The organism is Thalassobius vesicularis, assembly GCF_004799325.1.
In the GTDB taxonomy this organism is placed as follows: Bacteria; Pseudomonadota; Alphaproteobacteria; order Rhodobacterales; family Rhodobacteraceae; genus Thalassobius; species Thalassobius vesicularis.
This window is the reverse complement of sequence record NZ_SSMD01000006.1, coordinates 200,112-223,788: the sequence shown is the minus strand read 5'-3', so window position 1 is coordinate 223,788 and position 23,677 is coordinate 200,112. Positions and strand designations below refer to the sequence as shown.

Annotated in this window: 27 protein-coding genes; 22 read left to right on the top strand and 5 right to left on the bottom strand. The window is 65.3% G+C overall.

All coding sequences use genetic code 11. The features are described 5' to 3' along the window. The first annotated feature begins 107 nt into the window (after nt 1-107). From E7681_RS13845 to modC, 17 genes are all read left to right on the top strand, one after another. Entirely contained in the window at nt 108-791 is a 684-nt protein-coding gene (locus E7681_RS13845; protein WP_136339895.1) for a haloacid dehalogenase type II, read from the top strand. Nucleotide 792: 1 nt separating this feature from the next. Beyond that, a complete protein-coding gene (locus E7681_RS13840; RefSeq protein WP_136339894.1) occupies nt 793-1,617 on the top strand; it encodes an alpha/beta fold hydrolase in 825 nt (274 codons plus the stop codon). Continuing rightward, entirely contained in the window at nt 1,614-2,585 is a 972-nt protein-coding gene (locus E7681_RS13835) for a threonine ammonia-lyase (RefSeq protein WP_136339893.1), read from the top strand. Before E7681_RS13840 ends, E7681_RS13835 begins: the two co-directional genes overlap by 4 nt. 114 nt (nt 2,586-2,699) lie before the next feature. Next, nucleotides 2,700-3,866, top strand: coding sequence for a 4-hydroxybenzoate 3-monooxygenase (gene pobA, locus E7681_RS13830; RefSeq protein ID WP_136339892.1), 1,167 nt, complete (start codon nt 2,700-2,702; stop codon nt 3,864-3,866). Further along, nucleotides 3,866-4,654, top strand: a complete 789-nt coding sequence (gene pcaD, locus E7681_RS13825) for a 3-oxoadipate enol-lactonase (protein ID WP_136339891.1) — start codon at nt 3,866-3,868, stop codon at nt 4,652-4,654. Before pobA ends, pcaD begins: the two co-directional genes overlap by 1 nt. Further along, nucleotides 4,647-5,030 (top strand): 4-carboxymuconolactone decarboxylase, encoded by a 384-nt coding sequence (gene pcaC, locus E7681_RS13820; protein WP_136339890.1) that lies wholly within the window; start codon nt 4,647-4,649, stop codon nt 5,028-5,030. The genes pcaD and pcaC overlap by 8 nt, the downstream gene beginning before the upstream one ends. Next, nucleotides 5,027-5,776, top strand: coding sequence for a protocatechuate 3,4-dioxygenase subunit beta (gene pcaH, locus E7681_RS13815; RefSeq protein ID WP_136339889.1), 750 nt, complete (start codon nt 5,027-5,029; stop codon nt 5,774-5,776). Before pcaC ends, pcaH begins: the two co-directional genes overlap by 4 nt. A gap of 3 nt (nt 5,777-5,779) precedes the next feature. Beyond that, the gene (gene pcaG, locus E7681_RS13810; protein WP_136339888.1) at nt 5,780-6,379 is read left to right on the top strand and encodes a protocatechuate 3,4-dioxygenase subunit alpha; all 600 of its coding nucleotides are present in this window, start codon (nt 5,780-5,782) and stop codon (nt 6,377-6,379) included. Nucleotides 6,380-6,524: 145 nt separating this feature from the next. After that, nucleotides 6,525-7,235, top strand: coding sequence for an alpha/beta fold hydrolase (locus E7681_RS13805; RefSeq protein ID WP_136339887.1), 711 nt, complete (start codon nt 6,525-6,527; stop codon nt 7,233-7,235). A gap of 13 nt (nt 7,236-7,248) precedes the next feature. Beyond that, nucleotides 7,249-8,577 carry a class-II fumarase/aspartase family protein gene (locus E7681_RS13800; protein WP_136339886.1) on the top strand — a complete coding sequence of 443 codons (1,329 nt, stop codon included), beginning with the start codon at nt 7,249-7,251 and terminating at the stop codon, nt 8,575-8,577. Nucleotides 8,578-8,718: 141 nt separating this feature from the next. Next, nucleotides 8,719-9,927 (top strand): TCR/Tet family MFS transporter, encoded by a 1,209-nt coding sequence (locus E7681_RS13795; RefSeq protein WP_136339885.1) that lies wholly within the window; start codon nt 8,719-8,721, stop codon nt 9,925-9,927. Nucleotides 9,928-10,030: 103 nt separating this feature from the next. Then, nucleotides 10,031-11,116 (top strand): Zn-dependent alcohol dehydrogenase, encoded by a 1,086-nt coding sequence (locus tag E7681_RS13790; RefSeq protein ID WP_136339884.1) that lies wholly within the window; start codon nt 10,031-10,033, stop codon nt 11,114-11,116. Nucleotides 11,117-11,329: 213 nt separating this feature from the next. After that, on the top strand, nt 11,330-11,671 hold the full coding sequence (locus E7681_RS13785; protein ID WP_136339883.1) for an ArsR/SmtB family transcription factor: 342 nt from the start codon (nt 11,330-11,332) through the stop codon (nt 11,669-11,671). Then, nucleotides 11,643-12,038, top strand: a complete 396-nt coding sequence (locus tag E7681_RS13780) for a winged helix-turn-helix domain-containing protein (RefSeq protein WP_136339882.1) — start codon at nt 11,643-11,645, stop codon at nt 12,036-12,038. The genes E7681_RS13785 and E7681_RS13780 overlap by 29 nt, the downstream gene beginning before the upstream one ends. A 53-nt stretch (nt 12,039-12,091) precedes the next feature. Further along, nucleotides 12,092-12,838 (top strand): molybdate ABC transporter substrate-binding protein, encoded by a 747-nt coding sequence (gene modA, locus E7681_RS13775; protein ID WP_136339881.1) that lies wholly within the window; start codon nt 12,092-12,094, stop codon nt 12,836-12,838. Beyond that, entirely contained in the window at nt 12,835-13,530 is a 696-nt protein-coding gene (gene modB, locus E7681_RS13770; protein WP_136339880.1) for a molybdate ABC transporter permease subunit, read from the top strand. Before modA ends, modB begins: the two co-directional genes overlap by 4 nt. Continuing rightward, nucleotides 13,527-14,621 (top strand): molybdenum ABC transporter ATP-binding protein, encoded by a 1,095-nt coding sequence (gene modC / locus E7681_RS13765; protein WP_136339879.1) that lies wholly within the window; start codon nt 13,527-13,529, stop codon nt 14,619-14,621. Before modB ends, modC begins: the two co-directional genes overlap by 4 nt. Here the strand turns inward: modC and E7681_RS13760 are convergent. Continuing rightward, on the bottom strand, nt 14,606-15,082 hold the full coding sequence (locus E7681_RS13760) for a DUF3237 domain-containing protein (RefSeq protein ID WP_136339878.1): 477 nt from the start codon (nt 15,080-15,082) through the stop codon (nt 14,606-14,608). The two genes, modC and E7681_RS13760, sit on opposite strands and share 16 nt — an antisense overlap. Nucleotides 15,083-15,230: 148 nt before the next feature. On the opposite strand from E7681_RS13760, the gene E7681_RS13755 reads away from it, so the two are divergent. Beyond that, entirely contained in the window at nt 15,231-15,869 is a 639-nt protein-coding gene (locus E7681_RS13755; RefSeq protein ID WP_168733213.1) for a GntR family transcriptional regulator, read from the top strand. Nucleotides 15,870-15,908: 39 nt separating this feature from the next. Here the strand turns inward: E7681_RS13755 and E7681_RS13750 are convergent, their stop codons facing one another. Next, the gene (locus E7681_RS13750; RefSeq protein ID WP_136339876.1) at nt 15,909-17,183 is read right to left on the bottom strand and encodes an acyl-CoA dehydrogenase family protein; all 1,275 of its coding nucleotides are present in this window, start codon (nt 17,181-17,183) and stop codon (nt 15,909-15,911) included. Nucleotides 17,184-17,325: 142 nt separating this feature from the next. On the opposite strand from E7681_RS13750, the gene E7681_RS13745 reads away from it, so the two are divergent. Continuing rightward, the gene (locus tag E7681_RS13745) at nt 17,326-18,138 is read left to right on the top strand and encodes a helix-turn-helix domain-containing protein (RefSeq protein ID WP_168733212.1); all 813 of its coding nucleotides are present in this window, start codon (nt 17,326-17,328) and stop codon (nt 18,136-18,138) included. Between the two features lie 13 nt (nt 18,139-18,151). On the opposite strand, the gene E7681_RS13740 is transcribed toward E7681_RS13745, so the two are convergent. Further along, nucleotides 18,152-18,937, bottom strand: coding sequence for an SDR family NAD(P)-dependent oxidoreductase (locus E7681_RS13740; RefSeq protein WP_136339874.1), 786 nt, complete (start codon nt 18,935-18,937; stop codon nt 18,152-18,154). A 154-nt stretch (nt 18,938-19,091) separates the two neighbouring features. Between E7681_RS13740 and E7681_RS13735 the strand changes: the two genes are divergently transcribed. Together E7681_RS13735 and E7681_RS13730 are read left to right on the top strand one after the other, a co-directional pair. Further along, entirely contained in the window at nt 19,092-20,237 is a 1,146-nt protein-coding gene (locus tag E7681_RS13735; protein WP_136339873.1) for an acyl-CoA dehydrogenase family protein, read from the top strand. Continuing rightward, nucleotides 20,234-21,406, top strand: a complete 1,173-nt coding sequence (locus E7681_RS13730) for an acyl-CoA dehydrogenase family protein (protein ID WP_136339872.1) — start codon at nt 20,234-20,236, stop codon at nt 21,404-21,406. Before E7681_RS13735 ends, E7681_RS13730 begins: the two co-directional genes overlap by 4 nt. A gap of 160 nt (nt 21,407-21,566) precedes the next feature. Here the strand turns inward: E7681_RS13730 and E7681_RS13725 are convergent, their stop codons facing one another. Both E7681_RS13725 and E7681_RS13720 read right to left on the bottom strand, forming a co-directional pair. Beyond that, the gene (locus E7681_RS13725) at nt 21,567-22,430 is read right to left on the bottom strand and encodes a beta-keto acid cleavage family enzyme (RefSeq protein ID WP_136339871.1); all 864 of its coding nucleotides are present in this window, start codon (nt 22,428-22,430) and stop codon (nt 21,567-21,569) included. A 15-nt stretch (nt 22,431-22,445) separates the two neighbouring features. Next, a complete protein-coding gene (locus E7681_RS13720) occupies nt 22,446-23,129 on the bottom strand; it encodes a glutathione S-transferase family protein (RefSeq protein WP_211089801.1) in 684 nt (227 codons plus the stop codon). A gap of 106 nt (nt 23,130-23,235) precedes the next feature. Between E7681_RS13720 and E7681_RS13715 the strand changes: the two genes are divergently transcribed. Further along, nucleotides 23,236-23,670 carry a DUF1178 family protein gene (locus tag E7681_RS13715; protein ID WP_136339870.1) on the top strand — a complete coding sequence of 145 codons (435 nt, stop codon included), beginning with the start codon at nt 23,236-23,238 and terminating at the stop codon, nt 23,668-23,670. Nucleotides 23,671-23,677: the final 7 nt, after the last annotated feature.

Below are 23,677 nucleotides of genomic sequence, written 5' to 3'. Positions count from 1 at the left end.
GGTACTCTGGCGATGGCAGAGAACCTAACCGTGATGGGTCCGGATTGCAAACCGGGCTTCCCAGCGGCGTCCGCGCGTGCCACCTTCGGGACCGGGAGGAGACACACATGACCATCACGACCTGCATTTTCGACGCCTATGGCACCCTGTTCGACGTGGCCGCCGCCGCGCGCGAGGCTGCGACTGAGCCCGGCAACGCCGCCCTGGCCGAGAAATGGCCCGCGCTGGCCGAGCACTGGCGCCAAAAGCAGTTGCAATACAGCTGGCTGCGCGCCGTCATGGGCCAGCATTGCGACTTCTGGCAGGTCACGCAGGATGGTCTGGACTGGGCGATGGAGGCCGTGGGCCTGTCCGACCCCGCCCTGCGCGCGCGCCTGCTGCAACTCTACTGGGAGCTTTCGGCCTACCCCGAAGTGCCGCAAATGCTGTCCGACCTGAAAGCCGGCGGTATGAACACCGCGATCCTGTCCAACGGCTCGCCCGCGATGCTGGACGGGGCGGTGCAATCGGCGGGCTTGGGCGATGTGCTGGACGATTGCCTGTCGGTCGAATCCGTTGGCATCTTCAAGCCCGCCTCCGTGGTTTATGACCTTGTCGGTCAACGCTTCGGTTGCGCCCCCGATCAGGTTCTGTTTGTGTCCTCGAACGGGTGGGATGCCGCGGCGGCCTCGTCCTACGGATTCGTCACGGCATGGGTCAACCGCGCCAACGCGCCCGAGGATCGCCTGCCGGGACGGCCGCAGCATATCCTCTCGGATCTGACGGGCATTCCAGCATTGGCACGAGGGTAAATTGGCCAAATTCACCACTTCCGACGGCGTTTCCATCCATTACGAGGATCAGGGCAGCGGCTTGCCAATCCTGTGCCTTGCGGGGCTGACCCGCAACGCGCGCGACTTCGATTTCGTCGCCCCACACCTGCCGGGCGTTCGCCTGATCCGCATGGATTACCGGGGCCGTGGCCAATCCGGCTGGGCCGAGGATTACAGCACCTATTCCATCCCCCGCGAAACCCAGGACGTGCTGGAGCTGATGGCCCACCTGTCGCTGGACAAGGTGGCGATCCTGGGCACCTCGCGCGGCGGGCTGATCGGCATGGTGATGGCCGCCACCGCCAAGGACCGCCTGCTGGGCGTCGCCCTGAACGATGTCGGGCCAGAGCTGAACATGGCCGGCCTCGCCAACATCATGACCTATCTGGGCGTGAACCCCGACGCCAAAACGCTGGACGACTACGCCCTGATGCGCGCGCAGATGCCCGGCTTCGCCAATGTCCCGGCCGAGCGGTGGCGGACAGAGGTCACCCACACCTTCGTGCAGACACGGCGCGGCGTCGAGATCAACTATGACCCCCGCCTGCGCGATGCCGTGGCCGAAAGCCTGCAATCGGGCGACAGCCCCGACCTGTGGCCCCTCTTCGCAGCCATTGCGCCGCTGCCCTGCGCGGTGATCCACGGGGCGAACTCTGACCTGCTGACCGCCGAGGCCGTGGACAAAATGGCCGCCGTCCTGCCCGGCCTGATCGTCGCCCACGTGCCCGATCGCGGCCATGTGCCGTTCCTTGACGAACCCCAGGCGCTGGACGCGCTGACCCACTGGATAAAGGCCCTGCAATGAACATCGACATGATCCACGCCGCCGCCCAGCGCCTTGCGGGCCACGCGCGCCGCACGCCGCTCCTGTCCTCGCCGTTTCTGGATGACATCGCGGGCCGCAAACTGTGGGTCAAGGCCGAGTGCCTGCAACACACTGGCAGCTTCAAGTTCCGCGGCGGCTGGTCCGCCGTTTCGGCGCTGGACCCGGACACCCGCAAGCGCGGCGTGATCGCCTTTTCCTCGGGCAACCACGCGCAGGGCGTGGCCTATGCCGCCGCTCTGCATGGTGCGCCCGCCGTCATCATCATGCCCTCGGACGCGCCCAAGCTGAAGATCGACAACACCCGCGCCCTGGGGGCCGAGGTCGTGCTTTATGACCGCGCGACCGAGGACCGCGACGCCATCGGCGACCGCCTGTCGGCCGAGCGCGGCCTGACCCTGATCAAACCCTTCGACGAGCCGCAAGTCATCGCCGGCCAAGGCACCTGCGGGCTGGAAATCGCCGAACAAGCCGCCGAGCAAGGCATTGAAAACGCTGACGTTCTGATCTGCACCGGCGGCGGCGGCCTGACCTCGGGCATCGCGCTGGCGCTAGAGGCACACGCCCCCACCTTGCGCACCCGTCCGGCTGAACCGCAGGGCTTTGACGACGTGAAACGCTCGCTCGCCACCGGCACGATCCAGCGCAACGCCCGCCTGTCCGGCTCGATCTGCGACGCCATCATCACGCCGCAACCGGGCAACCTGACCTTTCCGGTGATGCATCGCCTGTGTGGCCCCGGCATCGCCGTCAGCGAAGACGACTGCCTGCACGCAATGGCCCTCGCCTTTCTGCGTCTGAAGATCGTCGTCGAACCCGGCGGGGCCGTAGCACTGGCCGCTGCCCTGTTCCACGGCGACGAGATCGAGGGCGATCACGTCATCGCCGTCGCCACTGGCGGCAACGTCGATTCGGACATGTTCCAGACCGCGCTGACCCGGTTCCTCTGACGGTTTCGTCCAATTTTTCCGAACAAATTTGCATTGTTAATTATTCTGCGCAAATGTAATTGACACTGTACACTAGTTTTGCAACCATTTGACAACGCGAACGGGAGGAATCACATGCGTACTCAAGTTGCCATCATCGGTGGCGGCCCCTCGGGGCTGCTTTTGTCCCAGCTGCTGCACAAGGCCGGGATCGACACCGTCGTGCTGGAGCGTCAGACCCGCGAATACGTTCTGGGCCGCATCCGCGCCGGCGTTCTGGAAACCGGTTTCGTCAACCTCATGCGCGAGGCCGGCGTGGCCGAGCGGATGGACAAAGAGGGCTTCATCCACGACGGCACCCTCATCGCCTATGACAACGAACAATTCCGCATCGACTTTGCCAAGCACACCGGCAACCACGTCGTCGTCTACGGCCAGACCGAGGTCACCCGCGACCTCTACAACGCCCGCGAAAAGATGGGCGGCGCCGTCCTGCACGGCGTGGCCGACGTCGAATTGCACGACCTGACCGCAAAGCCCTACGTCACCTTCACCCATAACGGCCAGTCGCAGCGTCTGGATTGCGATTTCATCGCCGGGTGTGACGGTTTCCACGGCCCCTCGCGTCAGGCGATCCCGCTGTCGGTGCGCCGCGAATACGAAAAGGTCTACCCCTTCGGCTGGCTGGGCGTACTGTCCGAAACCCCGCCCGTGGACCACGAGCTGATCTACTCCAACTCCGCCCGCGGCTTCGCGCTGTGCTCCATGCGCAACGCCAACCTGTCGCGCTATTACGTGCAGTGTTCCCTTTCCGACAGCCCCGACGACTGGTCCGATCAGGCGTTCTGGGACGAGCTGAAGCGCCGCATCCCCGAAGAAGCGGCCGAGCGTCTGGTCACCGGCCCCTCGATCGAGAAATCCATCGCGCCCCTGCGCAGCTTCGTCACCGAGCCGATGCGCTACGGCGCGCTGTTCCTGTGCGGTGACGCCGCCCACATCGTGCCGCCGACCGGCGCCAAGGGCCTGAACACCGCCGCGTCCGACATCCACTACCTCTATACCGGTCTGCGCCAGCACTACCTGGACAAGGACTCCAACGGGCTGGACGTCTACTCGCAAAAAGCCCTGGCCCGGATCTGGAAAGCCGAGCGTTTCAGCTGGTGGATGACCAACCTGCTGCACCGCTTCCCCGATCAGTCCGAGTTTGACATCAAGATGCAACGGGCCGACCTTGAATTCCTGCGTGAAAATGATGCCGCACAGACCGTGCTGGCCGAAAACTATGTAGGATTGCCCTTCTGATGAAAATCGCCGACCTCGGAGACGTCAAACTTCACTACCGCGATGACGGGGACCCTGCGGGTGCGCCCGTGGTCTTCGCCAACTCGCTGGGGACCGACCTGCGCCTGTGGGATCAGGTTCTGCCCCTGCTGCCCCAAGGCCTGCGCCTGATCCGTTACGACAAGCGCGGCCACGGCCTGTCCGACTGCACCCCCGCCCCCTATTCCATGGGGACGCTGGTGCGCGATGTCGAACGGCTGCTGGATCACCTCGGGGTGAAGGAGTGCGTCTTCGTCGGTCTGTCGATCGGCGGCATGATCGCGCAAGGTTTGGCCGTCAAACGGCTGGACCTGGTGCGCGCGGTCGTGCTGTCCAACACCGCCGCCAAGATCGGCCAGCCCGAGATGTGGGCCGACCGCATCAAGGCCGTGAACGAAGGCGGCATCGAAGCCCTCGAGGGCCCGATCCTCGAACGCTGGTTCTCCAAACCGTTCCGTGACACGCCCGAATTCCAGGCCTGGCGCAACATGCTGGTCCGCCAGCCGGTCGAGGGCTACGTCGGCTGCTGCGCCGCGATCTCGGGCACCGATTTCTACACGCCCACCTCTGGTCTGCGCCTGCCCCTGCTGGGCATCGCCGGGTCCGAGGACGGCTCGACGCCCCCCGATCTGGTGCGCGAAACCGTCGATCTGGTGCCGGGGTCGAAATTTCATCTCATCCGCAAGGCGGGCCACCTCCCTTGTGTGGAACAGCCGCAGGAATACGCGGAAATCCTTACCAATTTCCTGAAGGAGATCGGCCATGTCTGATAAATTCGACGCCGGGATGCAGGTCCGCCGCCGCGTTCTGGGTGACGCCCATGTGGACCGCGCCGAGGCCGCCAAAACCCCCTTCGACGAGCCCTTCCAGACCCTCATCACCGAGGGCGCATGGGGCACCGTCTGGGCCTCGGACGGGATCACCCCGCGCGAACGCTCGATGATCACCCTCGCCCTGCTGGCCGCGACCGGCAACTTCGAGGAAATCGCCATGCACATCCGCGCCACCGCCCGCACCGGCGCCAGCAAGACCGACGTCCTCGAAGCGTTCCAGCACGTCGCCATCTACGCGGGCGTCCCCCGCGCCAACCACGCATTGAAAATCGCCAAGGCAACTTACGCCGAAATGGAGGAGACCCAGGAATGAGCGATCCGATCATCCCGACCGACATGGGGCCGCTGATCCCCCGCAACCGGGCCATGCACCCGGCTGCGTATGACATCGACTACAAGACCAGCGTGCCGCGCTCGCCCAAGTGGCCGCTGCTGTCGATGGAATCCACCCCGTCCGAGGAAACCGGCCCCCGTTTCGGCCATTCCCTGATCGGGCCGATGGACAACAACCTGATCATCAACTTCTCGAAGGACGCCAACAAGCCCGCCATCGGCGAGCGCGTCCTGATGCACGGCCGCGTGCTGGACGAGAACGGCCGCCCCGTGCCCAACACGCTGGTCGAGATCTGGCAGGCGAACGCCGGTGGCCGTTATCGCCACATCAAGGACACCTACCTGGCGCCGCTCGACCCCAATTTCGGCGGCTGCGGACGCACCATCACCGACGAGAACGGATATTACGAGTTCCTGACCATCCGCCCCGGCGCCTACCCCTGGCCCAACCGCGGCAATGAATGGCGCCCGATGCACATCCACATCTCGGTCTTCGGCCACAGCTTTGCGCAGCGCCTGATCACCCAGATGTATTTCGAGGGCGACCCGCTGATCGACCATTGCCCGATCGCGGCCACCATCAAGAACCGCAGCCAGCTGGACCGCCTGGTCTCGGCGCTGGATTTCTCGAAATCGCGTCCGCTCGATTTCCTCGCGTACAAGTTCGACATCGTTCTGCGCGGCCGTCGCCAGACCATGTTCGAAAACAAACTGGAAGGGATGTAAGTCATGGTCCAGAAACTCGACACTCTCGTTGAAACCCCGTCGCAGACGGCAGGCCCCTACGTGCACATCGGCACGATCCCGACCTTTGCCGGCAACCCCGGCATCTACCCCGAGGATCTGGGCCTGCGCGCCATCGAAGACGGTGCCGCCGGCGAAGTCATCACCATCACCGGGTCGGTCATCGACGGCACCGGCTGGGCGCTGCGCGATGCCATGATCGAAAGCTGGCAGGCCGACGCCGCGGGCAAGTTCCCCGGTCAGGCTGGCGCCGACGCCAAGGTCAACGGCTTCTGCCGCTTCGCCGCCCACAAGGACACCGGCGAGTTCACCCTGCGCACCGTCAAGCCCGGCAAGACGCCGATGCGCGGCGGTGGGTTCCAGGCCCCGCATATCGCGCTGTGGATCGTCGCGCGCGGCATCAACATCGGCCTGCAGACCCGCATCTACTTCGAGGACGAAGACAACAGCGCCGACCCGCTGCTGTCGCGCATCGAACAGCGCAACCGCGTCGACACCCTGATCGCCAAGAAGACCGGCGACGGCCAGTACCGGTTCGACATCCGCCTGCAGGGCGATGACGAGACCGTCTTCCTCGACATGTGAGGCATTGGGCGGGGCGCTCTTCGGCGCGCCCTGCCCTTTGTACGTTTATTCGAAAGAATCATACGCTCCAGCGGGTTAACGAAGCGTGTAATCGGCGCCCAGCCGTGCTAAATGCCCTGTATCGACCCCCGCAAAAGGCAGTCTCATGGCTCATTTCCTGCTCATCCACGGTGCGGCGCACGGCGCTTGGTGCTGGCGCGACGTGATCCCCGAATTGCAGGCGCTTGGTCATAGCGTGCAAGCGATCGACCTGCCCGGACACGGCCAGGATTCAACGCCATATCAAAAGGTTACACTGGACGCTTACGCCGACGCGGTGCTGTCTGCGCTGGACCGACCGGCCATTGTCGTGGGCCATTCGATGGGAGGCTACCCGATCACGCTGGCCGCTGAACGCGACCCCTCGCACATCCAGCGCCTGATCTACCTGTGCGCCTACGTCCCCAAACCCGGCCTGTCGCTCTCGCAGATGAGGATGGAGGCACCCTACCAGCCCTTGTTGCCCGCGATCCGCATGACACAAGATAAGCTGGGCTGGACCGCCGATCCCGCCATGGTGAAAGACATTTTTTACCATGATTGCCCGCCCGGAACGACCGAATACGCCCTTGAAAACCTGTGCATTCAGGCCACGCAGCCGACCTCGGTCCCCGTCGAAACCGGCGCGAATTATGCAAGCGTTCCAAAGAGTTACATCCGCTGCGCCGATGATCGCACGATCCCGCCGGAATACCAGGTGACGATGACGCAGGACTGGCCCGCCAAGGACGTCTACACCCTGCCCTGCGCGCACTCGCCCTTCTTCGCGGATCCGGCCGGCCTGGCGCATCTTCTCAACAAGATCTCAGAACAATAACAAAGGGATAGCCATGGCCGCTTCGGTCTTCTCCTCCGAGCTTTACAGCCGTCTTTTCCCCGCCGGGGAGGCAGGCAAACTGTTCACCGACAGCGCCGAGGTTCGCGCCATGCTGCTGGTCGAGGGCACCCTGGCCAAAGTCCAGGGCGAGATGGGCCTGATCCCCGCCGAAAGCGCGGCCTTCATCCATCGCGCCTCGCTGGAAATTCCGTTGGATCCCGGTGGGTTAGCCGAGGCAACCGGCACCAACGGCGTCACCGTCCCCGGCCTTGTCGCGGCCTTCCGCAAGGAAATGCAGGCCCCCGAGCACGCCCAATATGTGCACTGGGGCGCGACCTCGCAGGACATCTCGGAAACCGCGCAGATGCTGCGCCTGCGGCAGTTCCTGAACATCCTGTCGGCGAACCTGACCGAGACGGCCCAATCCCTTGGAAAGCTTGCAGAAACTCACGCCGATCTGCCCATGCCCGGCCGTACCTACGGCCAGCACGCCACGCCCATCTCCTTCGGTGCGACCGCCGCGCATTGGGGCGCCCCGCTGCTGGATCTTCTGGCCGAGCTGCCCGCCCTGCGCGACCGCGCGCTGCTGGTCTCGCTGTCCGGCGCTGCAGGCACCGGTTCCGCCTTTGGCCCGCGTGCCGCAGAACTGCGCGCAGCATTCGCCAAGTCGTTGAATCTCAAGGATCCTCAGCGCAGCTGGCACGCCGATCGCGGCCCGATCCTGGCGATCACAGGCTGGCTCAGCCGCCTCGCCACCGCCCTCGGCAAGATGGGCGAGGACCTGATCCTCTTCACCCAAACCGGCATTTCCGAGGTCACCCTGGGTGCCTCCGGCGGCTCCTCGACCATGCCGCAAAAACAGAACCCGGTGCAGCCCTCAGCCATGGTCGCCCTGTCGCGCCAGGTCATCGGCCTGAACACCATCCTGCAAGGCGCCGGCCTGCACCGTCAGGACCGCGACGGTGCCGCCTGGTTCACCGAATGGCTGACCTTGCCGCAACTCTGCCTCGCCACCGCCTCGGCTCTCGAACACGGCCGCGCGCTGGCCGCCTCCATCGCCCCCAACCCGGCGGCGATGCAAACCGCGCTCAGCTCCACCCTCGACCTGCTCTACGCCGAGGCGCTCTCCTTCCGCCTCGCCGAACACCTGCCCCGCCCCGAGGCACAGGCCGCCATCAAAACCCTGTGCAAACAATCCCTTGCCGAGGACACCCCCCTCTCCACGCTGGCCCGCGCTGCCTATCCCGACCTGCCGCTCGACGACATCTTCGACCCCGCCCGGCAAACCGGCCAGGCCCCGGCCGAGGCCCGCGCCTTCGCCGCCGCAACCCGCGCCCTGTAATTCTTCTTTTTGAAAATATCCTCGGGGGGTGAATGCGGTGAAACCGCAGAGGGGGGCAGACAGCCCCCCTTTCCCCGCCCTTCACCAGCGCCTATCTTTGGCTGACATTTCCCTGTCACCCAAATCCGATATCGCCGTTTCATGACGCTTCGCCTGCCCATCCTCTTCATCCTGATCACGGTGACGCTCGATGCCATGGGGATCGGGCTGATCATGCCCGTGATGCCCGACCTGATCCAAGAGGTCTCGGGCAGCACCATCGCCAGTGCGGCGATCTGGGGCGGCGTGCTCTCGACAGTCTTCGCGGCGATGCAATTCCTGTTCAGCCCGCTTCTGGGCCGCCTGTCGGATGCCTTTGGTCGCCGCCCGGTGCTGCTGGTGTCGCTGTCGATCATGGTGGCGGATTACATCGTGATGGCGCTGGCGGGCACGCTGGGCTGGCTGATGTTCGGGCGCATTCTGGGCGGGATCACCGCCGCGACGCACTCCACCGCCTATGCCTATATGGCTGATATTTCTGACAAACGTGACAAGGCCGCGAATTTTGGCCTGATCGGCGCGGCCTTCGGGCTGGGCTTTGTTCTGGGCCCGGTGCTGGGCGGGCTGCTGGCCGAATACGGCACCCGCGCGCCATTTTACGGGGCCGCCGCCCTTGCCGCCGCCAACGTCTTGTTCGGCCTGTTCGTACTGCGCGAAACCGTGACCGAGGCGACGCGCCGCCCCTTCACCCTGTCCGGAGCCAACCCGTTTTCCGCGCTTCGGGCGATTGCCAAGATGGGGCCGGCGAAGCCGCTGCTGTGGGTCGTGTTCCTCAATCACCTGGCCAACGTGGTATACCCCTCGGTCTGGGCCTATTTCACCGTGGCCCGCTTTGGCTGGTCGCCCGGCATGATCGGGGTCTCGCTGGCGGTTTACGGCATCTCGATGGCCGTCGTTCAGGGCGCATTGATCCGCCCCGCGATCCGCCTGCTGGGCGAGACCAAAACCATCGCCCTCGGTCTGGGGATCGAGGTCATCGCCCTGCTTCTGGTCGCCTTCGTCCCCGATGGCCGCTTGGTGATGGCACTGATCCCGATCTCGGCGATCGGCGCGATCGGCCTGCCCGCGCTGCAGGGCCTCCTCTCGCACATCGCCCGCGACGACGCCCAAGGCGAGTTGCAGGGCGTCATCGCCTCGCTCGCCTCGGTGTCGATGATCGTCGGGCCGCTGCTGATGACGCAGGCTTTCGCGCTGTTCACCTCGGACTCGGCCCCGTTCCATCTGCCCGGTGCGCCCTTCGTGCTGTCGGCCGCTTTGATGTTCCTGGGGCTGGTGGTTTTCACCACCCAGCGGTCCCGCCTTGCGGAATAGCATCTGACGCTGCGTTTTTTTGCGTATCGGAACATTATTTCGCACTTGCGAAAGACCTTCCCCAAAGGCACCTTGCCCCCGTGTGGAGAAGAGGGAACACCCCATGACCAAAGTGAAAGCCGCCGTTTGCCGCGAATACGGCAAGCCGATGACCATCGAAGAAATCACCCTGCGCGCGCCCGAACCGGGCGAGGTCGAGGTCAAGATCGACGCGGTCGCCGTGTGCCACTCGGACATCTCGTTCTGGCAGGGCGGCTTTGGCGGCACGATCCCCGCCGTTTACGGGCACGAGGCCGCAGGCACCGTCACCGCGGTGGGTCTGGGCGTCAAGGGCATCAACGTGGGCGACAGCGTGGCCGTTACCCTGATCCGCTCGTGCGGAGTCTGCCCCAGCTGCGGCGGCGGGCATACCGTGGTCTGTGAAAACCCCGGCGACTGGAAAAAAGGCCCCATCACCGATGCGAACGGGGAGCCCCTCTACCAGGCCATGTTCTGCGGCGCATTCGCCGAAAAGGCCGTTGTCGACCAAAGCCAGGTCGTGGTGATCCCGGCGGACATGCCCAAGGACGCGGCCTCGCTGATCTCGTGCGGCGTCATTACCGGCGTGGGTGCCGCGATCAACACCGCCAACATCCGTCCCGGTCAGGACGTTGTGGTGATCGGTGCTGGCGGCGTCGGCCTGAACGCCATTCAGGGCGCCCGCATCGCCGGTGCGCGCCGCATCGTGGCCGTCGACATGAACCCCGACAAGCTGGAGGTCGCCAAGGAATTCGGCGCGACCCACGGCATCGTCCCCGAGGGCAAGCCCTTCAACAAGGTCAAGGAAATCTTCGGCGGGCGCGGTGCGGATGCCGTCCTGGTGACCGTCGGCGTGGCCGCCGTCTACGATCAGGCCCCGCGTTATCTGGCCAATGGCGGCAATGTCGTCATGGTCGGCCTGCCGCATTTCGGCTCCAACGCCAGCTATTCCCCGCTGCTGATGGCCGATGTCGGCCAGTCGATCCTGGGCTCGAAAATGGGTGACGTGGCGATCAAGCGCGACATCCCCTGGATGGTCGATCTGTACCAGCAGGGCCGCCTGAAACTTGACGAGCTGATCTCGGGCCGCTGGACGCTGGACCAGATCAACGAGGCATTTGCCGACACCATGTCCGGTGCCGCGCGCCGCAACGTGATCATGATCGACTGATCAGAACATCTGCAATCTCGTGAATGTGAAGGCGTTTCCCCCGAAACGCCTTCCATTTCCTGTTACAATCACGATAAAATCAGCGAAATAGACGGTGAACTCTGCCAACCGTCAAAGAGTGTACTGATTTTCCTCCGGCCTCGGGTGTCGCCAAAACGCCCCGATCCACCGGAACCGAAATCCAAAACTGCGCAGGACTTGACGATCGTGAACATGGAAGCGCCTCCCGCACCCCCTTCGGAAATGGCCCGCAGCGCCGCGAGTGCCGCCGCATATCTGAAGACCCTGGCCCACGAAGGCCGGCTGATGATCCTGTGCCACCTCGGCTCGGGCGAAAAGTCCGTGGGCGAGTTGGAGGGGTTGCTGGACATCCGACAGGCCGCCGTCAGCCAGATGCTGGCCCGCCTGCGCGAAGAAGGGCTGGTCGCCACTCGCCGTGACGGCAAGACGATCTACTATTCGCTGGCCGATCAGAACACCTATGAAGTGATCCAGCTTCTGTACCGCCTGTTCTGCGGCCCGGCCGATGCCGACAGCACCAAAACCAGCTGCTGACGCTGACCCGCACCTGCCGCGCCTGCGCATTCGCCTTGTCTTTTCCGACGGGCTGAAAGTCGGGCCCGGCAAGGCCGACCTTCTTGACCTGATCCACCGCACGGGCTCGATTTCCGCCGCAGGGCGCGAAATGGGCATGAGCTACAAGCGTGCCTGGTCGCTGGTCGAAGAGATGAATGCCGCCTTCCGCGCGCCTCTGGTCGCCTCGTCCCGCGGTGGGGCCAAGGGCGGTGGCGCCACGCTGACCCCCGAAGGCCGACAGGTTCTGGACGCCTTCCGCACGCTTGAACACAAGATGGAGCAGGCCGGCGAACAGGAAATCGCGACGATCACCGCGTTGCTCTCCGATATGTCCCACGAAAAATAACGCTTGCGCCGACGCGCCCGCTTGGGCGATATGTCCGGAAAAACATAAGGACCATGATGCGCCTTCTGCTTGCCCTTCTGCTGATGCTGCCCCAGGCCCTTTGGGCGGGCAATGTCACCGTGTTTGCCGCTGCCAGCCTGAAAACCGCGCTAGAGCAGGTCGCAACCCAATGGCAGGCCGAAACCGGGCACACCGTCACCCTGTCCTTCGCGGGCAGCTCGGCCCTAGCCCGGCAGATCGAGGCCGGGGCCCCCGCCGACATCTTCCTGTCCGCCAATCCCGGCTGGATGGATCATCTGGCCGCGAAGGGGCTGATCCGCAACGACAGCCGCGTCGATCTGCTGGGCAATGCGCTGGTGCTGATCGGCCCGGCCAGGGACGCCCCGATGACGCTGAGCGACCTGCCCGCCCGTCTGGGCAACGGCCCGCTGGCGATGGCCCTGATCGACGCCGTGCCCGCCGGGATTTACGGCAAAGAGGCGCTGATGTCCCTTGGCCTGTGGGCCGCCATTCAGGATCGCGTCGCCCAAACCGACAACGTCCGCGCCGCGCTGGCGCTGGTCGCCCTGGGCGAGGCCCCGCTGGGCATCACCTACCACTCCGACGCCCTGGCCGAGCCGCGCGTGGCCGTTCTGGCCACCTTTCCCGCCGACAGCCATCCGCCCATCACCTACCCCGCCGCGCTGACCTCTGACAGCGCCTCGCCTCAGGCCGCCGCCTTTCTGGCCTATCTGCAATCGCCCGAAGCCTCGGCCATTCTGGGTCACGCGGGCTTTGTCCCGCTGACCGAGTTGCAATGACGGACTGGCTGACACCGGCAGAATGGGCCGCCGTGGCCCTGTCGCTGAAGGTCGGCCTGTGGGCCATCGCGTGCAGCCTGCCGCTGGCGATCGGGACCGCCCTGATCCTTGCGCGCGGGCGTTTTCCGGGACTGCAACTGCTGAACGGGCTGGTGCACCTGCCCCTGATCCTGCCCCCTGTCGTCACCGGCTACCTGCTGCTGCTGACCTTTGGCCGTCGCGCCCCGGTCGGTGCGTTCCTCTATGACGTGCTGGACATCACCCTCGCCTTCCGCTGGACCGGGGCCGCGCTGGCCGCCGCGATCATGGCGTTCCCGCTGATGGTCCGCGCGATCCGGCTGGCCATCGAGTCCGTCGATCCCCGGCTGGAGCAGGCCGCCGGCACGCTGGGCGCCTCGCGCCTTTGGGTGTTCCTGACGATCACCCTGCCCTTGATCGCCCCCGGCATCATCGCCGGGGCCATCCTGGGCTTTGCCAAGGCGATGGGCGAGTTCGGTGCCACCATCACCTTCGTGTCGAACATCCCCGGCCAGACCCAGACCCTGCCCTCGGCCATCTACGCCTTCCTGCAAGTCCCGGGCGGAGAGGCCTCGGCGATGAAGCTGGTCCTAGTCTCGGTCGCCCTGTCGATGGCTGCCCTTCTGGCCTCGGAACTGCTGGCGCGCCGCGCCACAAGGCGGAGGCAGGCATGAGCATCTCGGTCGACATCACCCACGATTTCGGCGGCTTCCAGCTGCGCGCCGCGTTTGAGGCTGGTGAAGGCGTCACCGCGATCTTCGGGCGCTCAGGCTCGGGCAAGACCACGATCATCAACGCCGTCGCCGGGCTGCTGAAACCGCAGGCCGGGCGGATCACCGTCAACGGCAGCCCCCTGTTCGACAGCGCCGCGCGCATCGACATGCCCACCCATAAGCGCCGGGTCGGCTATGTGTTCCAAGACGCCCGCCTGTTCCCGCACCTGACGGTTCTGCAAAACCTGCGCTACGGCGCGCGCTTCCACCGCCGCCCCACGCTGCCACAGGACGACATCATCCAGATGCTGGGCCTCGCCCCCCTGCTCAGCCGCCACCCCACCGCCCTGTCCGGCGGCGAGAAACAGCGCGTCGCCATTGGCCGCGCCCTTCTGTCCGCGCCCGATCTGCTGTTGATGGATGAACCCCTCGCCGCGCTGGACACCGCCCGCAAAGACGAGATCCTGCCCTATCTGGAGCGTCTGCGCGACACTGCGGGCCTGCCGATCCTCTATGTCAGCCACGCCATGACCGAGGTCGCCCGCCTGGCCAACACGCTGGTCCTGCTGGAAAACGGTGCCGTCCGGCGCGCGGGGCCGCTGGCCGATTTGCTGTCAGACCCCGATCTGGCCCCGCTGATCGGCCTGCGCGACACCGGCGCCGTGCTGACCGCCCGCGTCACCACCCACCACCCCGACGGGCTGACCGAGCTGGCCTGCTCGGGCGGCGCGCTGCTGCTGCCGCGCGTTCAGGCCGCCCCCGGATCGCCCCTGCGCGTGCGCATCCACGCCCATGAAATCATGTTGTCCCTGACCGCCCCCACCGGGATTTCCGCGCTGAACGTCCTGCCCGTCACGGTGGAACAAGTCCGGATGGGCGACGGCCCCGGCGCGATCGTACGGCTGCGCTGCGGGCAAGAGCACCTCTTGGCCCGCGTCACCCGCCGCTCGGCAACGGCAATGGGGCTGGTGCCGGGGCTACCCTGCCACGCCATCGTGAAATCGGTCTCGGTCGCACAGGGCGATGTCGGCGCGCTTCACTCGACCGCGTAAAGCGAGATCACGACCTGCCCGTCCAGACGCGCGCCATAGCCGCTGAACATGGTCCGGTTGACCCATTCGTACCGCGAATCCCCGGTCTCCAGCTGGGCCGAGGTCCGCATGTAATAAGTCGATGGGTCCACCGCCTCGCCGCGCGCGACGGCGGCCAGCACCTCAGCCGGGCCATGACGATAGCCGTAGTTGCGGATCTCGATCAGCGCGCCGTCATCGGTTTCGAACGCATAACGCGCCTCAAGCTCGGCCACGCCATTGCCCCAGATCGTCTGCCAGTCGGCCCCGACATTCAGGATGCGCCCGTTCAGCGCGGGGCCTTCGACGCGCCCGCCGATGATCGGGATGATGCGCCGCAGCCCGGCCTGTCCTTGGCCCATCTCCTTGATCGGGTCCAGGTCGACATACAGATCGCACACGTGCCGCAATACCGGCGCCGGCAGCTTGGGGCCTTTGGTCATCTTGCTCCTCCTCGCAAATCGGGGTTACCTTGCCCGCACGCCACCGCCAAGACAAGCCCGCGTGCTTGCCCTTCACCACCAAAGGTATGGCTTGCCAAAGACGGGGCAATACCGTCGAATAGTTGAACGAATTCGCCGGACGACCATCATGACCGCACCCAAGATCAGCTCCTCCGACACCGTTGCGCGTGACATCGTGCGCGGCCTGTACGAAGGGCGCTTTGTGCCCGGCCAACGGCTGGTCGAGCCTGATCTGGTCGCGCGCTACGGCGTCAGCCGCTCGACCGTGCGCGAGGCGATCAAGAAGCTGACCGCGCAGGGCATCGCCGAGTCCCACCTGAACCGGGGTGCCCGCATCCGCCAGCTGGGTCGCGTGGACGCGATGAACATTCTGCTGATCATTCAACAGCTTGTGGGATTGGCCGCGCGTCAGGCGGCGGAACGGATTCACGAACCCGGCAACCGCGAGCAACTGACCGAAGTGCTGGAGCCGCTGATGCGCGCCTCGCCCGCGCTGGACAAGTTCGAGTTCGCCCGCCTGCGCAACCGCTTTCACCGCACCTTGGCGCGGCTGGGTGGCAATGCCGAGTTGGAAAGCATTCTGGCCAACATGAACGTGCACATGTTCGGCCACCGGCTGGAAATCTCGCTGGAGCAGCGCCGCGAATCCTATCGCAAGATCAGCGTCGCCGTTCTGTCCGGCAATGGCGCCGTGGCCGAGACCGAGGCCCGCGCCTATGTCCGCCGCTCGATCGACGCGCTGGATACCCTGCACCTCGAGGACTGAGCGCGGATGGTGCCGGGGGCAGTACCCCCGGCGACCGTCTTACATTTCAGGCGGCAGCGCGATCTTGGGCGCCCAGACACCCCAATCGGTGACACCGCCCTTGTCGTTGCGCGCGGCCTGTTTCTTGAACTCCAGCCGCGCCAGCTGATCGCGGTGCACCTCGTCGGGGCCATCGGCCAGACGCAGGAACCGCGCCGTCGCATAGGCATTCGCGGTGCCGAAATCGTTGCCCGTACCGCCGCCGCCAAAGGCCTGAATCGCCCAGTCGGCGATCTGGCAGACCATGTTGGGCACGGCGATCTTGATCATGGCGATCTCGGCCTTGGCCTCTTTGTTGCCGACCGTGTCCATCATATGCGCCGCCCGCAGGGTCAGCAGGCGGTTCTGTTCGATCAGGATACGCGCCTCGGCCACGCGCTCACGGGTGACGGACTGTTCCGCCACCGGCTTGCCGAAGGCCACGCGCTGTTGCGTGCGCAGGCACATCTTGGCCAGAGTGCGTTCGGCCAGACCGATCAGACGCATGCAGTGGTGGATGCGGCCCGGTCCCAGGCGGCCTTGCGCGATCTCGAACCCGCGCCCTTCGCCCAGCAGCATGTTCCCCGCCGGCACCCGCACGTTGTCGAAATGCACCTCGGAGGCGCGATCCGGCACGCCGTAATAGCCGAACACCGGCAGCGAGCGCACGACTTTGACCCCCGGCGCATCGCGCGGCACAAGGATCATGGATTGCTGACGATAGGGGTCTGCATCCGGGTCATTCTTGCCCATGAAGATGAAGATCTTGCAGTTCGGATGGGTCGCGCCGGTCGTGTACCATTTCACGCCGTTGACGACGTATTCGTCGCCATCGCGAATGATCGAGCTTTGGATGTTCTTCGCGTCCGAGCTGGCCACATCCGGTTCCGTCATCGCAAAGGCCGAGCGGATCTCGCCGTTCAGCAGCGGCTCCAGCCATTGTTTTTGCTGCTCGGGCGTGCCGTAGCGCGCCAGCACTTCCATGTTGCCGGTGTCGGGGGCGTTGCAATTGAACACCTCGGGTGCCAGATGCGAGCGGCCCATGATCTCGCACAGCGGCGCGTATTCCAGGTTGGACAGGCCCATGCCATGCGCCGGGTCGGGCAGCGCCATGTTCCACAGCCCGGCCGCACGGGCCTTGACCTTCAGCTCTTCGACGATGGGATACAGACGCCACGGCCCCTGATCTTCGGCTTCCTGATAAAAGCGTTTTTCGTTGGGGTAGATGTGCTCTTCCATGAAGGCCAGCAGACGCGCCTCCAACTCCAGAACTCGGGGGGATTTATCGGGGATCATGGCGGCCTCCTCTGTCGCTTGGTTACGTTACGACAAAAAAGATGTTCAGGCAATATCGTCTGACGATCTGAATTGACACATCGGTTCAAAACGCGGCACCTTCGCACGTGCGGCACCCCGCCGCAGGATGGGAGGAGACATCGTGAACACGCCTTGGAACCCCGCAGTTCTGGTCATCGGACGCGACCGCATGTTCTATTCCGGGCTGGCCGGAAACTCGAAAAAACCTCGTAATCTCGGGGGGTTCACGTTCCACTTCGCGCCGGATGGCGAGTTTCAGATCGACATGGGCGCGGGCTGGGTCAGCACCGAATCCGCGCTGGTGGCGCCGTTCCAGACGCACCGTTTGCTGGCACCGACCGGCATGATTCACAACATCGGATTCGAACCCGAAAGCCTGTCGGACGAGGCACAGGACCGTCTGCAAGCCTTGGCCGCCAACCCCGCCGACCGCGCCCGCCTGCTGGAGCGCGTCCGCGACCGCCGCGACCGTCTGAATCAGGATATTCCCGAAACCGGCCTGTCCACCGCCGAATTCGATCAGCTGTTCCTGGGCGGCGTCCTGCCCCAGCGCCAGATGGACCCGCGCATTCACCGTGTGCTGGAACTGATGTGTGACGAGATCGAGGACAGCACCGTCTCGGCCGAGGATTACGCCGGCCAGATCGGCCTGTCGCCCTCGCGCTTCCTGCACCTGTTCAAGCTGAACACCAGCGTCTCGTTCCGGTCCATGCGGATGTGGAAACGCGCGCGCCGGTTCCTGGATCACGCCAATGGCAGCAACTCGCTGACCGATGTGGCGCTGGGTCTGGGCTATCCGGACAGCAGCCATTTCAGCCACTCGATCCGGCGCACCTACGGGCTGAAGCCGCGCTCGATCCGTCAGGGCTCGCGCCACCTGAAGATCTATGCGGGGGCCAATTACACCCTGGCCCCCGAGGCAGTCCCGTTCTGATCGCGGCGCAGGGTCAGCCCTGCGCCCGCAGCATCCGCTGCAGCTTGGCCATGCCGCCGATCCAGCGGTCGTAATCGGCCAGCTTGTTCTCCATGTACCCGGCCACCTGTTCGTGCGGCAGCACCAGGAACCGCTCGGCCTCGACCCCGTCCAGACCGGCCTTGGCCACCGCTTCGGGCGACATGATCCCGTCCAGCCCGGCCGAGCCCGATCCCCCCGCGATCATCGCCGTCTGCACCGCCTGCGGGCACAGCACCGACACGCGGATGCCGTCGTCACGATGGGTAAAGGCCAGGTTCTCGGCAAAGCCGATGGCGGCGTGTTTCGTGGTGCCATAGACCGCGCTGCCGATCTGGTTCAGAACACCTGCCGCGCTGACCGTGTTCAGGAAATACCCGCCACCGCGCGCCTGCATCCGGGGCACCATGTGGCGGGCCGCGTGGATATGGGCCATCACGTTGATTTCCCACGACATCTGCCAATCCCGATCGCTGGCGCAGACGGCGTTGGACAGGCTGTCATCCCGCCCCATGAACACGCCCGCATTCGAGCAGAACAGACCGATCGGCCCCTCTTCGGCCTCGACCGTCTCGATCATCGCGCCGATGGCCGCGCCGTCGCGCACATCCAGCGTGAAGGCCCGCCCGCCGATGCTGTCGGCCACCTTGGCGGCACCCTCTCCGTCCAGATCCGCAACGATCACCTTCTTCGCCCCGCGCGCCGCCAGCCCTTCGGCCAGCGCCTTGCCAATCCCGTTTCCGCCGCCGGTAACGACCGCGATCACGCCTTCGATCTGCATGGAAATCCCTCCCTTTCCGTTGCCGCCATGTTTCCCCGCACCCCGGGTCAAAGCAAGCCCGTCCCCCTGTAACCGCACGTCACTTCGGATCAGCGAATTGGCGCAAGACCCCCGCGCCCCCGCCGATCAGGATTGCCGAAACGAGGAGGCCACCATGCATCTGACCGAAGACCACGAGGCGCTGCGCGCCACCATCCGCAAATGGATCGAAAACGACGTGAACCCCTATGTGGACGAATGGGAAGAGGCGCAGATATTTCCCGCACACAAGGTGTTCAAACGCGCGGGCGATCTGGGCCTGCTGGGCATCGACAAGCCCGAGCAATTCGGCGGCATGGGGCTGGACTACACCTTCAATGCCGTCCTCGCCGAAGAGCTGGGCCTGATCAAGGCCGGCGGCGTGCCGATGGCAATCGGCGTGCAAACCGACATGGCCACCCCCGCGCTGGCCCGCCACGGCAGCGACGAGCTGCGCGCAGAATACCTGGCCCCGGCGATCACCGGCGACATCGTGTTCTGCCTCGGTGTGTCCGAGGTCGGCTCGGGCTCCGACGTGGCCTCGATCCGGACCACGGCCATCCGGGACGGCGACGATTACATCATCAACGGCGGCAAGATGTGGACGACCAGCGGCACGCAGGCCGATGTCTGCTGCCTGCTGGCCAACACCTCGGACGACCCCGCGCACAAAAACAAGTCGCTGATCATCATGCCGATGGACACCCCCGGCGTCAGCGTCGCCCGCAAGATCCGCAAGGTGGGGATGCACAGCTCGGACACGGCGCAGCTGTATTTCGACAACGTCCGCGTCCCCCGCCGCAACCTGATCGGCCAAGAGGGCATGGGCTTCATCTACCAGATGCAGCAATTCCAGGCCGAACGCCTGTGGGGTGCCTTCTCGACGCTGGGCAGCCTGCAACGCGCCATCGATTGCACCATCGACTACACCCGCGAGCGTAAGGCCTTCGGCAAATCGATCCTCGACAACCAGTGGGTCCAGTTCAAACTGGCCGAATACCAGGCCGAACTGGACGTGCTGCGCGCCGCCTGCTGGCAAGGCGCCCATGCCGTGGCCCGCGGCGAAGACGTGTCGCGCCTGGCCACTACCTGCAAGCTCAAGGCCGGTCGTCTGGCCCGCGAAATCGCCGATGGCTGCCTGCAATTCTGGGGCGGCATGGGCTTCACCGAAGAGGTCGAGATTTCCCGCATCTGGCGCGACGGCCGCCTGACCTCGATCGGGGCCGGCGCGGACGAGGTGATGCTGCAGATCCTGACCAAGATGATGGGCATCTACAGATGACCGCCTTCGAAACCGCCCCGGATCAGTATTTCTCCGAGGATCACATCGCGTTCCGCCGCGCCATGCGCAGCTTTGTCGACCGCGAAATCCGCCCGAATATCGAAACGTGGGAAGAGGCCCAGCGCCTGCCCCGCTCGCTCTATCTAAAGGCGGCCGAGGTCGGGTTCCAGGGCCTGACCTACCCCGAGGAATACGGTGGCTCGGGCGCGGATGTCTTCATGCAGATCGTCGCGACCGAGGAACTGGCCCTGACCGGCGCCGGCGGTGTCGGCGCGTCGCTCGGCTCGCACAGCATCGCCATCCCGCCCATCGTCGCGGTCGGCAGCGATGCACTGAAACACCGCGTGCTGCCACCGGTGATCGCCGGCGAAAAGATCGCGGCCCTGGCGATTACCGAACCCGGTGGCGGCTCGGACGTGGCGGCGCTGAAAACCACCGCCCGGCGCGACGGCGACAGCTACGTGATCAACGGCGAAAAAGCGTTCATCACCTCGGGTGTCCAGGCCGATTTCCTGACCGTTGCCTGCCGCACCAACCCCGATGACCGCGGCCCGGGTGGCCTGTCGTTCATCCTTGTCGAAGGCGACACCCCCGGCCTGACCCGCAAACCCTTGCGAAAAATGGGCTGGCACGCCTCGGACACGGCGCTTCTGCATTTCGACAACGTCCGCGTCCCCGCCGAAAACCTGATCGGCGCCGAGGGCGAAGGCTTCAAAGCCGCCATGCTGAACTTCAACGACGAACGCCTGACCCTGGCCGTCTCCGCCTACGCCTCAGCCCAGGCCTGCCTGGAAGAGGCGACCGACTGGGCCCGCAACCGCACCACTTTCGGCAAACCGCTGATCCAACAGCAGGTGATCCGACACAAACTGGTCGACATGGCCATGCGCATCCACGCCGCCCGCGCCCTGACGCTGGACGTCGCCTGGCGCCGCCTGAACCGGCTGGACCCGCTCAACATCCACGTCGCCCGCACCGGCATGGCCAAGATCACCGCCACCAACACGGTGCAATACGTCGCCGCCGAAGCAGTGCAGATCATGGGGGCGATGGGCTACATGACTGGCTCAGTCTCCGAACGTGTGTTCCGCGAAACCAAGGTGCTCAGCATCGGCGGCGGCGCGGACGAGGTGATCCGAAACCTGATTGCAAGCCAGATGGGGTATTGAGGGGCGCTGCCCCTCTTGGCCTTTGGCCAATTCACCCCGGAGTATTTCATTCAGAAAGAAACCAGCTTCTTTTTGACCCAAATACTCCGGGGGTTTGGGGGCAGCGCCCCCATGACCCGAGGCCGTCAGGTCGAGATATCCTGTGCGCGCTTCAGCGCGCTCAATGTGGCAACCCCAGGATCGCGCGCGCTTCGGTGGGGGAGGCGATTGAGCGGCCTGCCTCTTGGGCCAATGTTGCCATTGCCTCGATCAGTTGACCGTTCGAGCTGACCTTGGCGCCGTCGGCCAGGTAGAACGTGTCCTCCAGCCCGGTGCGCAGGTGGCCGCCCAGTTCGGCGCAGGCGCGGTGGAGGGGCCAGATTTCTTCGCGACCGATGGCGGTCACCTGCCAGCGTGCGTCTTCGGGGGCCAGGTCACGCAGGATCGGCAGCAGGTCGGCACGGGCGGGTTGACCCGAGGAAACGCCCATCACGAAATTCACCTGAGCGGTGCCTTTGAACATGCCGTTCTTCTGGTACATGCCGACGCTGCGCACGATGCCGGTGTCGAAGCATTCGAATTCGGGGATGGCGTCGACGCTTTCGATCGCGTCGATGAAGTGCTGCACCTTTTCCACCGTGTTGTCGAACAGCATCGGCGGCCAGGCCCAGCGGCCGTCGGCGCGCAGTTTCAGGTAGTTCAGCGAGCCCGCATTGCAGGCGGCCATCTCCGGTTTCGTGGCGCGGATGACGTCCAGCGCGGGCTGGTAGTCCGGCCCGACGATGCCCGAGGTGTGGTTGATGATGACGCCCGGGCAGGCCTCGCGGATGGCGGCCTGCACTTCGGTGGACAGCGCGATATTCCAGCTGGGCAGGTGGCCCTGCCCCTCGCCCTGCTGGCGCAGGTGGATATGCATGACCGAGGCCCCGGCGTCATAGGCGCGGCGGGCTTCGGCGGCCATTTCGGCCGGGGTGACGGGGACGCTGTGCTGGCGCGGGTCGGTCAGAACGCCGTTCAGGGCGCAGGTGATGATGACTTTGCTCATGTCTCTTCTCCGGAATTACAGCACTTTGCCGGTGCCTTGCGCCTGGCCCTCGGCGCTTTGGCGGGCCTGTGCGGCTTTGAAGCCGGGGCGTTCCAGCAGCGCGTCGTGGAAACGCAGGCAGTTGGGCGGCAGTTCGTCCCGCATACCGATGCGGATCGCCAGAAACAGCGCGTAATGCACCGCGATGTCGGCCATGGTGAATTGCCCGCCCACAAGGAATTCGCGCCCGTCCGAGAGCGTTTCCTCCAGCAGTTTCAGCCGCACCAGGAACCAGCGTTTGTAATCTGCCGCAACGGTCGGCTGGCGGCGTTCCTCGGGTTCGAAGATCGCGTAGCGCAGCACCAGCGTCTGCGGAAAGGTCAGCGTCGCCTCTCCGTGGTGCAGCCAGTTCAGGTAGGCGCCATAATCCGGGTGGTCGGGCGCCAGCGTCAGCCGACCCTCGCCATGCACCATCGCCAGGTAATGCGGGATGGCGGCGCTTTCGGTCATCCGCGTGGCGCCATCCACCAGCAGCGGGATGGTGCCCAGCGGGTTTTCCTCCATGTATTCCGGCTTGGTGAAGCGCGGCGGGAATGGCAGCATCTTCAGCTCATAGTCCAGCCCCAGTTCCTCCAGCGCCCAGAGCGGGCGGAACGAGCGCGCGTTTTCGCAATGCCACAATGTCAGCATCGGGTGTCCTTCCTTGGTTTGCTTGACCATACGTTGGGCATTTGCGGGCGGCTTGTGCCAATCACGCGCTTGGGCAAACTTGATTTTCCCGGTGTCGCCGGTATGTAATGATCTACCTTAGACACACGGCCCGACGATGATCCAATTCAGCCTCAGATGCGACAGCGACCACCGCTTTGACAGCTGGTTCCAGTCCGGCGACGCCTTTGACAAGCTCAAGGCGGCGGGACTGGTGACATGTTCCGTCTGTGGCTCTGCGCAGGTCGAAAAGGCGATCATGGCGCCGCGTGTGCGCCCTGCCCGTTCCGCCGCCGCCCCGCAGCCCGAGAAACCCCTCAGCGCGCCCGCCTCGGATACTGAACGCGCGATTGCCGAGCTCAAGCGCAAGGTCGAGGAAAACTCGGAATATGTCGGCCCCGATTTCGCCCGTCAGGCCCGCGCCATGCATGACGGCGACACCCCCGAACGCGCGATCCACGGCGAGGCCAAGCCCGACGAGGCCCGCAAGCTGCTGGAAGACGGCATTCCTGTCCTGCCCCTGCCCTTCGTGACCGGGCGCAAAACCAACTGAGGCCCCC

Excerpts from the sequence above, each read along its gene's own strand:
- E7681_RS13845 (WP_136339895.1), top strand. The coding sequence starts at position 108 with ATGACCATCACGACCTGCATTTTCGACGCCTATGGCACCCTGTTCGAC.
- E7681_RS13835 (WP_136339893.1), top strand. The coding sequence starts at position 1,614 with ATGAACATCGACATGATCCACGCCGCCGCCCAGCGCCTTGCGGGCCAC.
- pobA (WP_136339892.1), top strand. The coding sequence starts at position 2,700 with ATGCGTACTCAAGTTGCCATCATCGGTGGCGGCCCCTCGGGGCTGCTT.
- pcaD (WP_136339891.1), top strand. The coding sequence starts at position 3,866 with ATGAAAATCGCCGACCTCGGAGACGTCAAACTTCACTACCGCGATGAC.
- pcaC (WP_136339890.1), top strand. The coding sequence starts at position 4,647 with ATGTCTGATAAATTCGACGCCGGGATGCAGGTCCGCCGCCGCGTTCTG.
- pcaH (WP_136339889.1), top strand. The coding sequence starts at position 5,027 with ATGAGCGATCCGATCATCCCGACCGACATGGGGCCGCTGATCCCCCGC.
- pcaG (WP_136339888.1), top strand. The coding sequence starts at position 5,780 with ATGGTCCAGAAACTCGACACTCTCGTTGAAACCCCGTCGCAGACGGCA.
- E7681_RS13805 (WP_136339887.1), top strand. The coding sequence starts at position 6,525 with ATGGCTCATTTCCTGCTCATCCACGGTGCGGCGCACGGCGCTTGGTGC.
- E7681_RS13800 (WP_136339886.1), top strand. The coding sequence starts at position 7,249 with ATGGCCGCTTCGGTCTTCTCCTCCGAGCTTTACAGCCGTCTTTTCCCC.
- E7681_RS13795 (WP_136339885.1), top strand. The coding sequence starts at position 8,719 with ATGACGCTTCGCCTGCCCATCCTCTTCATCCTGATCACGGTGACGCTC.
- E7681_RS13790 (WP_136339884.1), top strand. The coding sequence starts at position 10,031 with ATGACCAAAGTGAAAGCCGCCGTTTGCCGCGAATACGGCAAGCCGATG.
- E7681_RS13785 (WP_136339883.1), top strand. The coding sequence starts at position 11,330 with ATGGAAGCGCCTCCCGCACCCCCTTCGGAAATGGCCCGCAGCGCCGCG.
- E7681_RS13780 (WP_136339882.1), top strand. The coding sequence starts at position 11,643 with ATGCCGACAGCACCAAAACCAGCTGCTGACGCTGACCCGCACCTGCCG.
- modA (WP_136339881.1), top strand. The coding sequence starts at position 12,092 with ATGATGCGCCTTCTGCTTGCCCTTCTGCTGATGCTGCCCCAGGCCCTT.
- modB (WP_136339880.1), top strand. The coding sequence starts at position 12,835 with ATGACGGACTGGCTGACACCGGCAGAATGGGCCGCCGTGGCCCTGTCG.
- modC (WP_136339879.1), top strand. The coding sequence starts at position 13,527 with ATGAGCATCTCGGTCGACATCACCCACGATTTCGGCGGCTTCCAGCTG.
- E7681_RS13760 (WP_136339878.1), bottom strand. The coding sequence starts at position 15,082 with ATGACCAAAGGCCCCAAGCTGCCGGCGCCGGTATTGCGGCACGTGTGC.
- E7681_RS13755 (WP_168733213.1), top strand. The coding sequence starts at position 15,231 with ATGACCGCACCCAAGATCAGCTCCTCCGACACCGTTGCGCGTGACATC.
- E7681_RS13750 (WP_136339876.1), bottom strand. The coding sequence starts at position 17,183 with ATGATCCCCGATAAATCCCCCCGAGTTCTGGAGTTGGAGGCGCGTCTG.
- E7681_RS13740 (WP_136339874.1), bottom strand. The coding sequence starts at position 18,937 with ATGCAGATCGAAGGCGTGATCGCGGTCGTTACCGGCGGCGGAAACGGG.
- E7681_RS13735 (WP_136339873.1), top strand. The coding sequence starts at position 19,092 with ATGCATCTGACCGAAGACCACGAGGCGCTGCGCGCCACCATCCGCAAA.
- E7681_RS13730 (WP_136339872.1), top strand. The coding sequence starts at position 20,234 with ATGACCGCCTTCGAAACCGCCCCGGATCAGTATTTCTCCGAGGATCAC.
- E7681_RS13725 (WP_136339871.1), bottom strand. The coding sequence starts at position 22,430 with ATGAGCAAAGTCATCATCACCTGCGCCCTGAACGGCGTTCTGACCGAC.
- E7681_RS13720 (WP_211089801.1), bottom strand. The coding sequence starts at position 23,129 with ATGGTCAAGCAAACCAAGGAAGGACACCCGATGCTGACATTGTGGCAT.
- E7681_RS13715 (WP_136339870.1), top strand. The coding sequence starts at position 23,236 with ATGATCCAATTCAGCCTCAGATGCGACAGCGACCACCGCTTTGACAGC.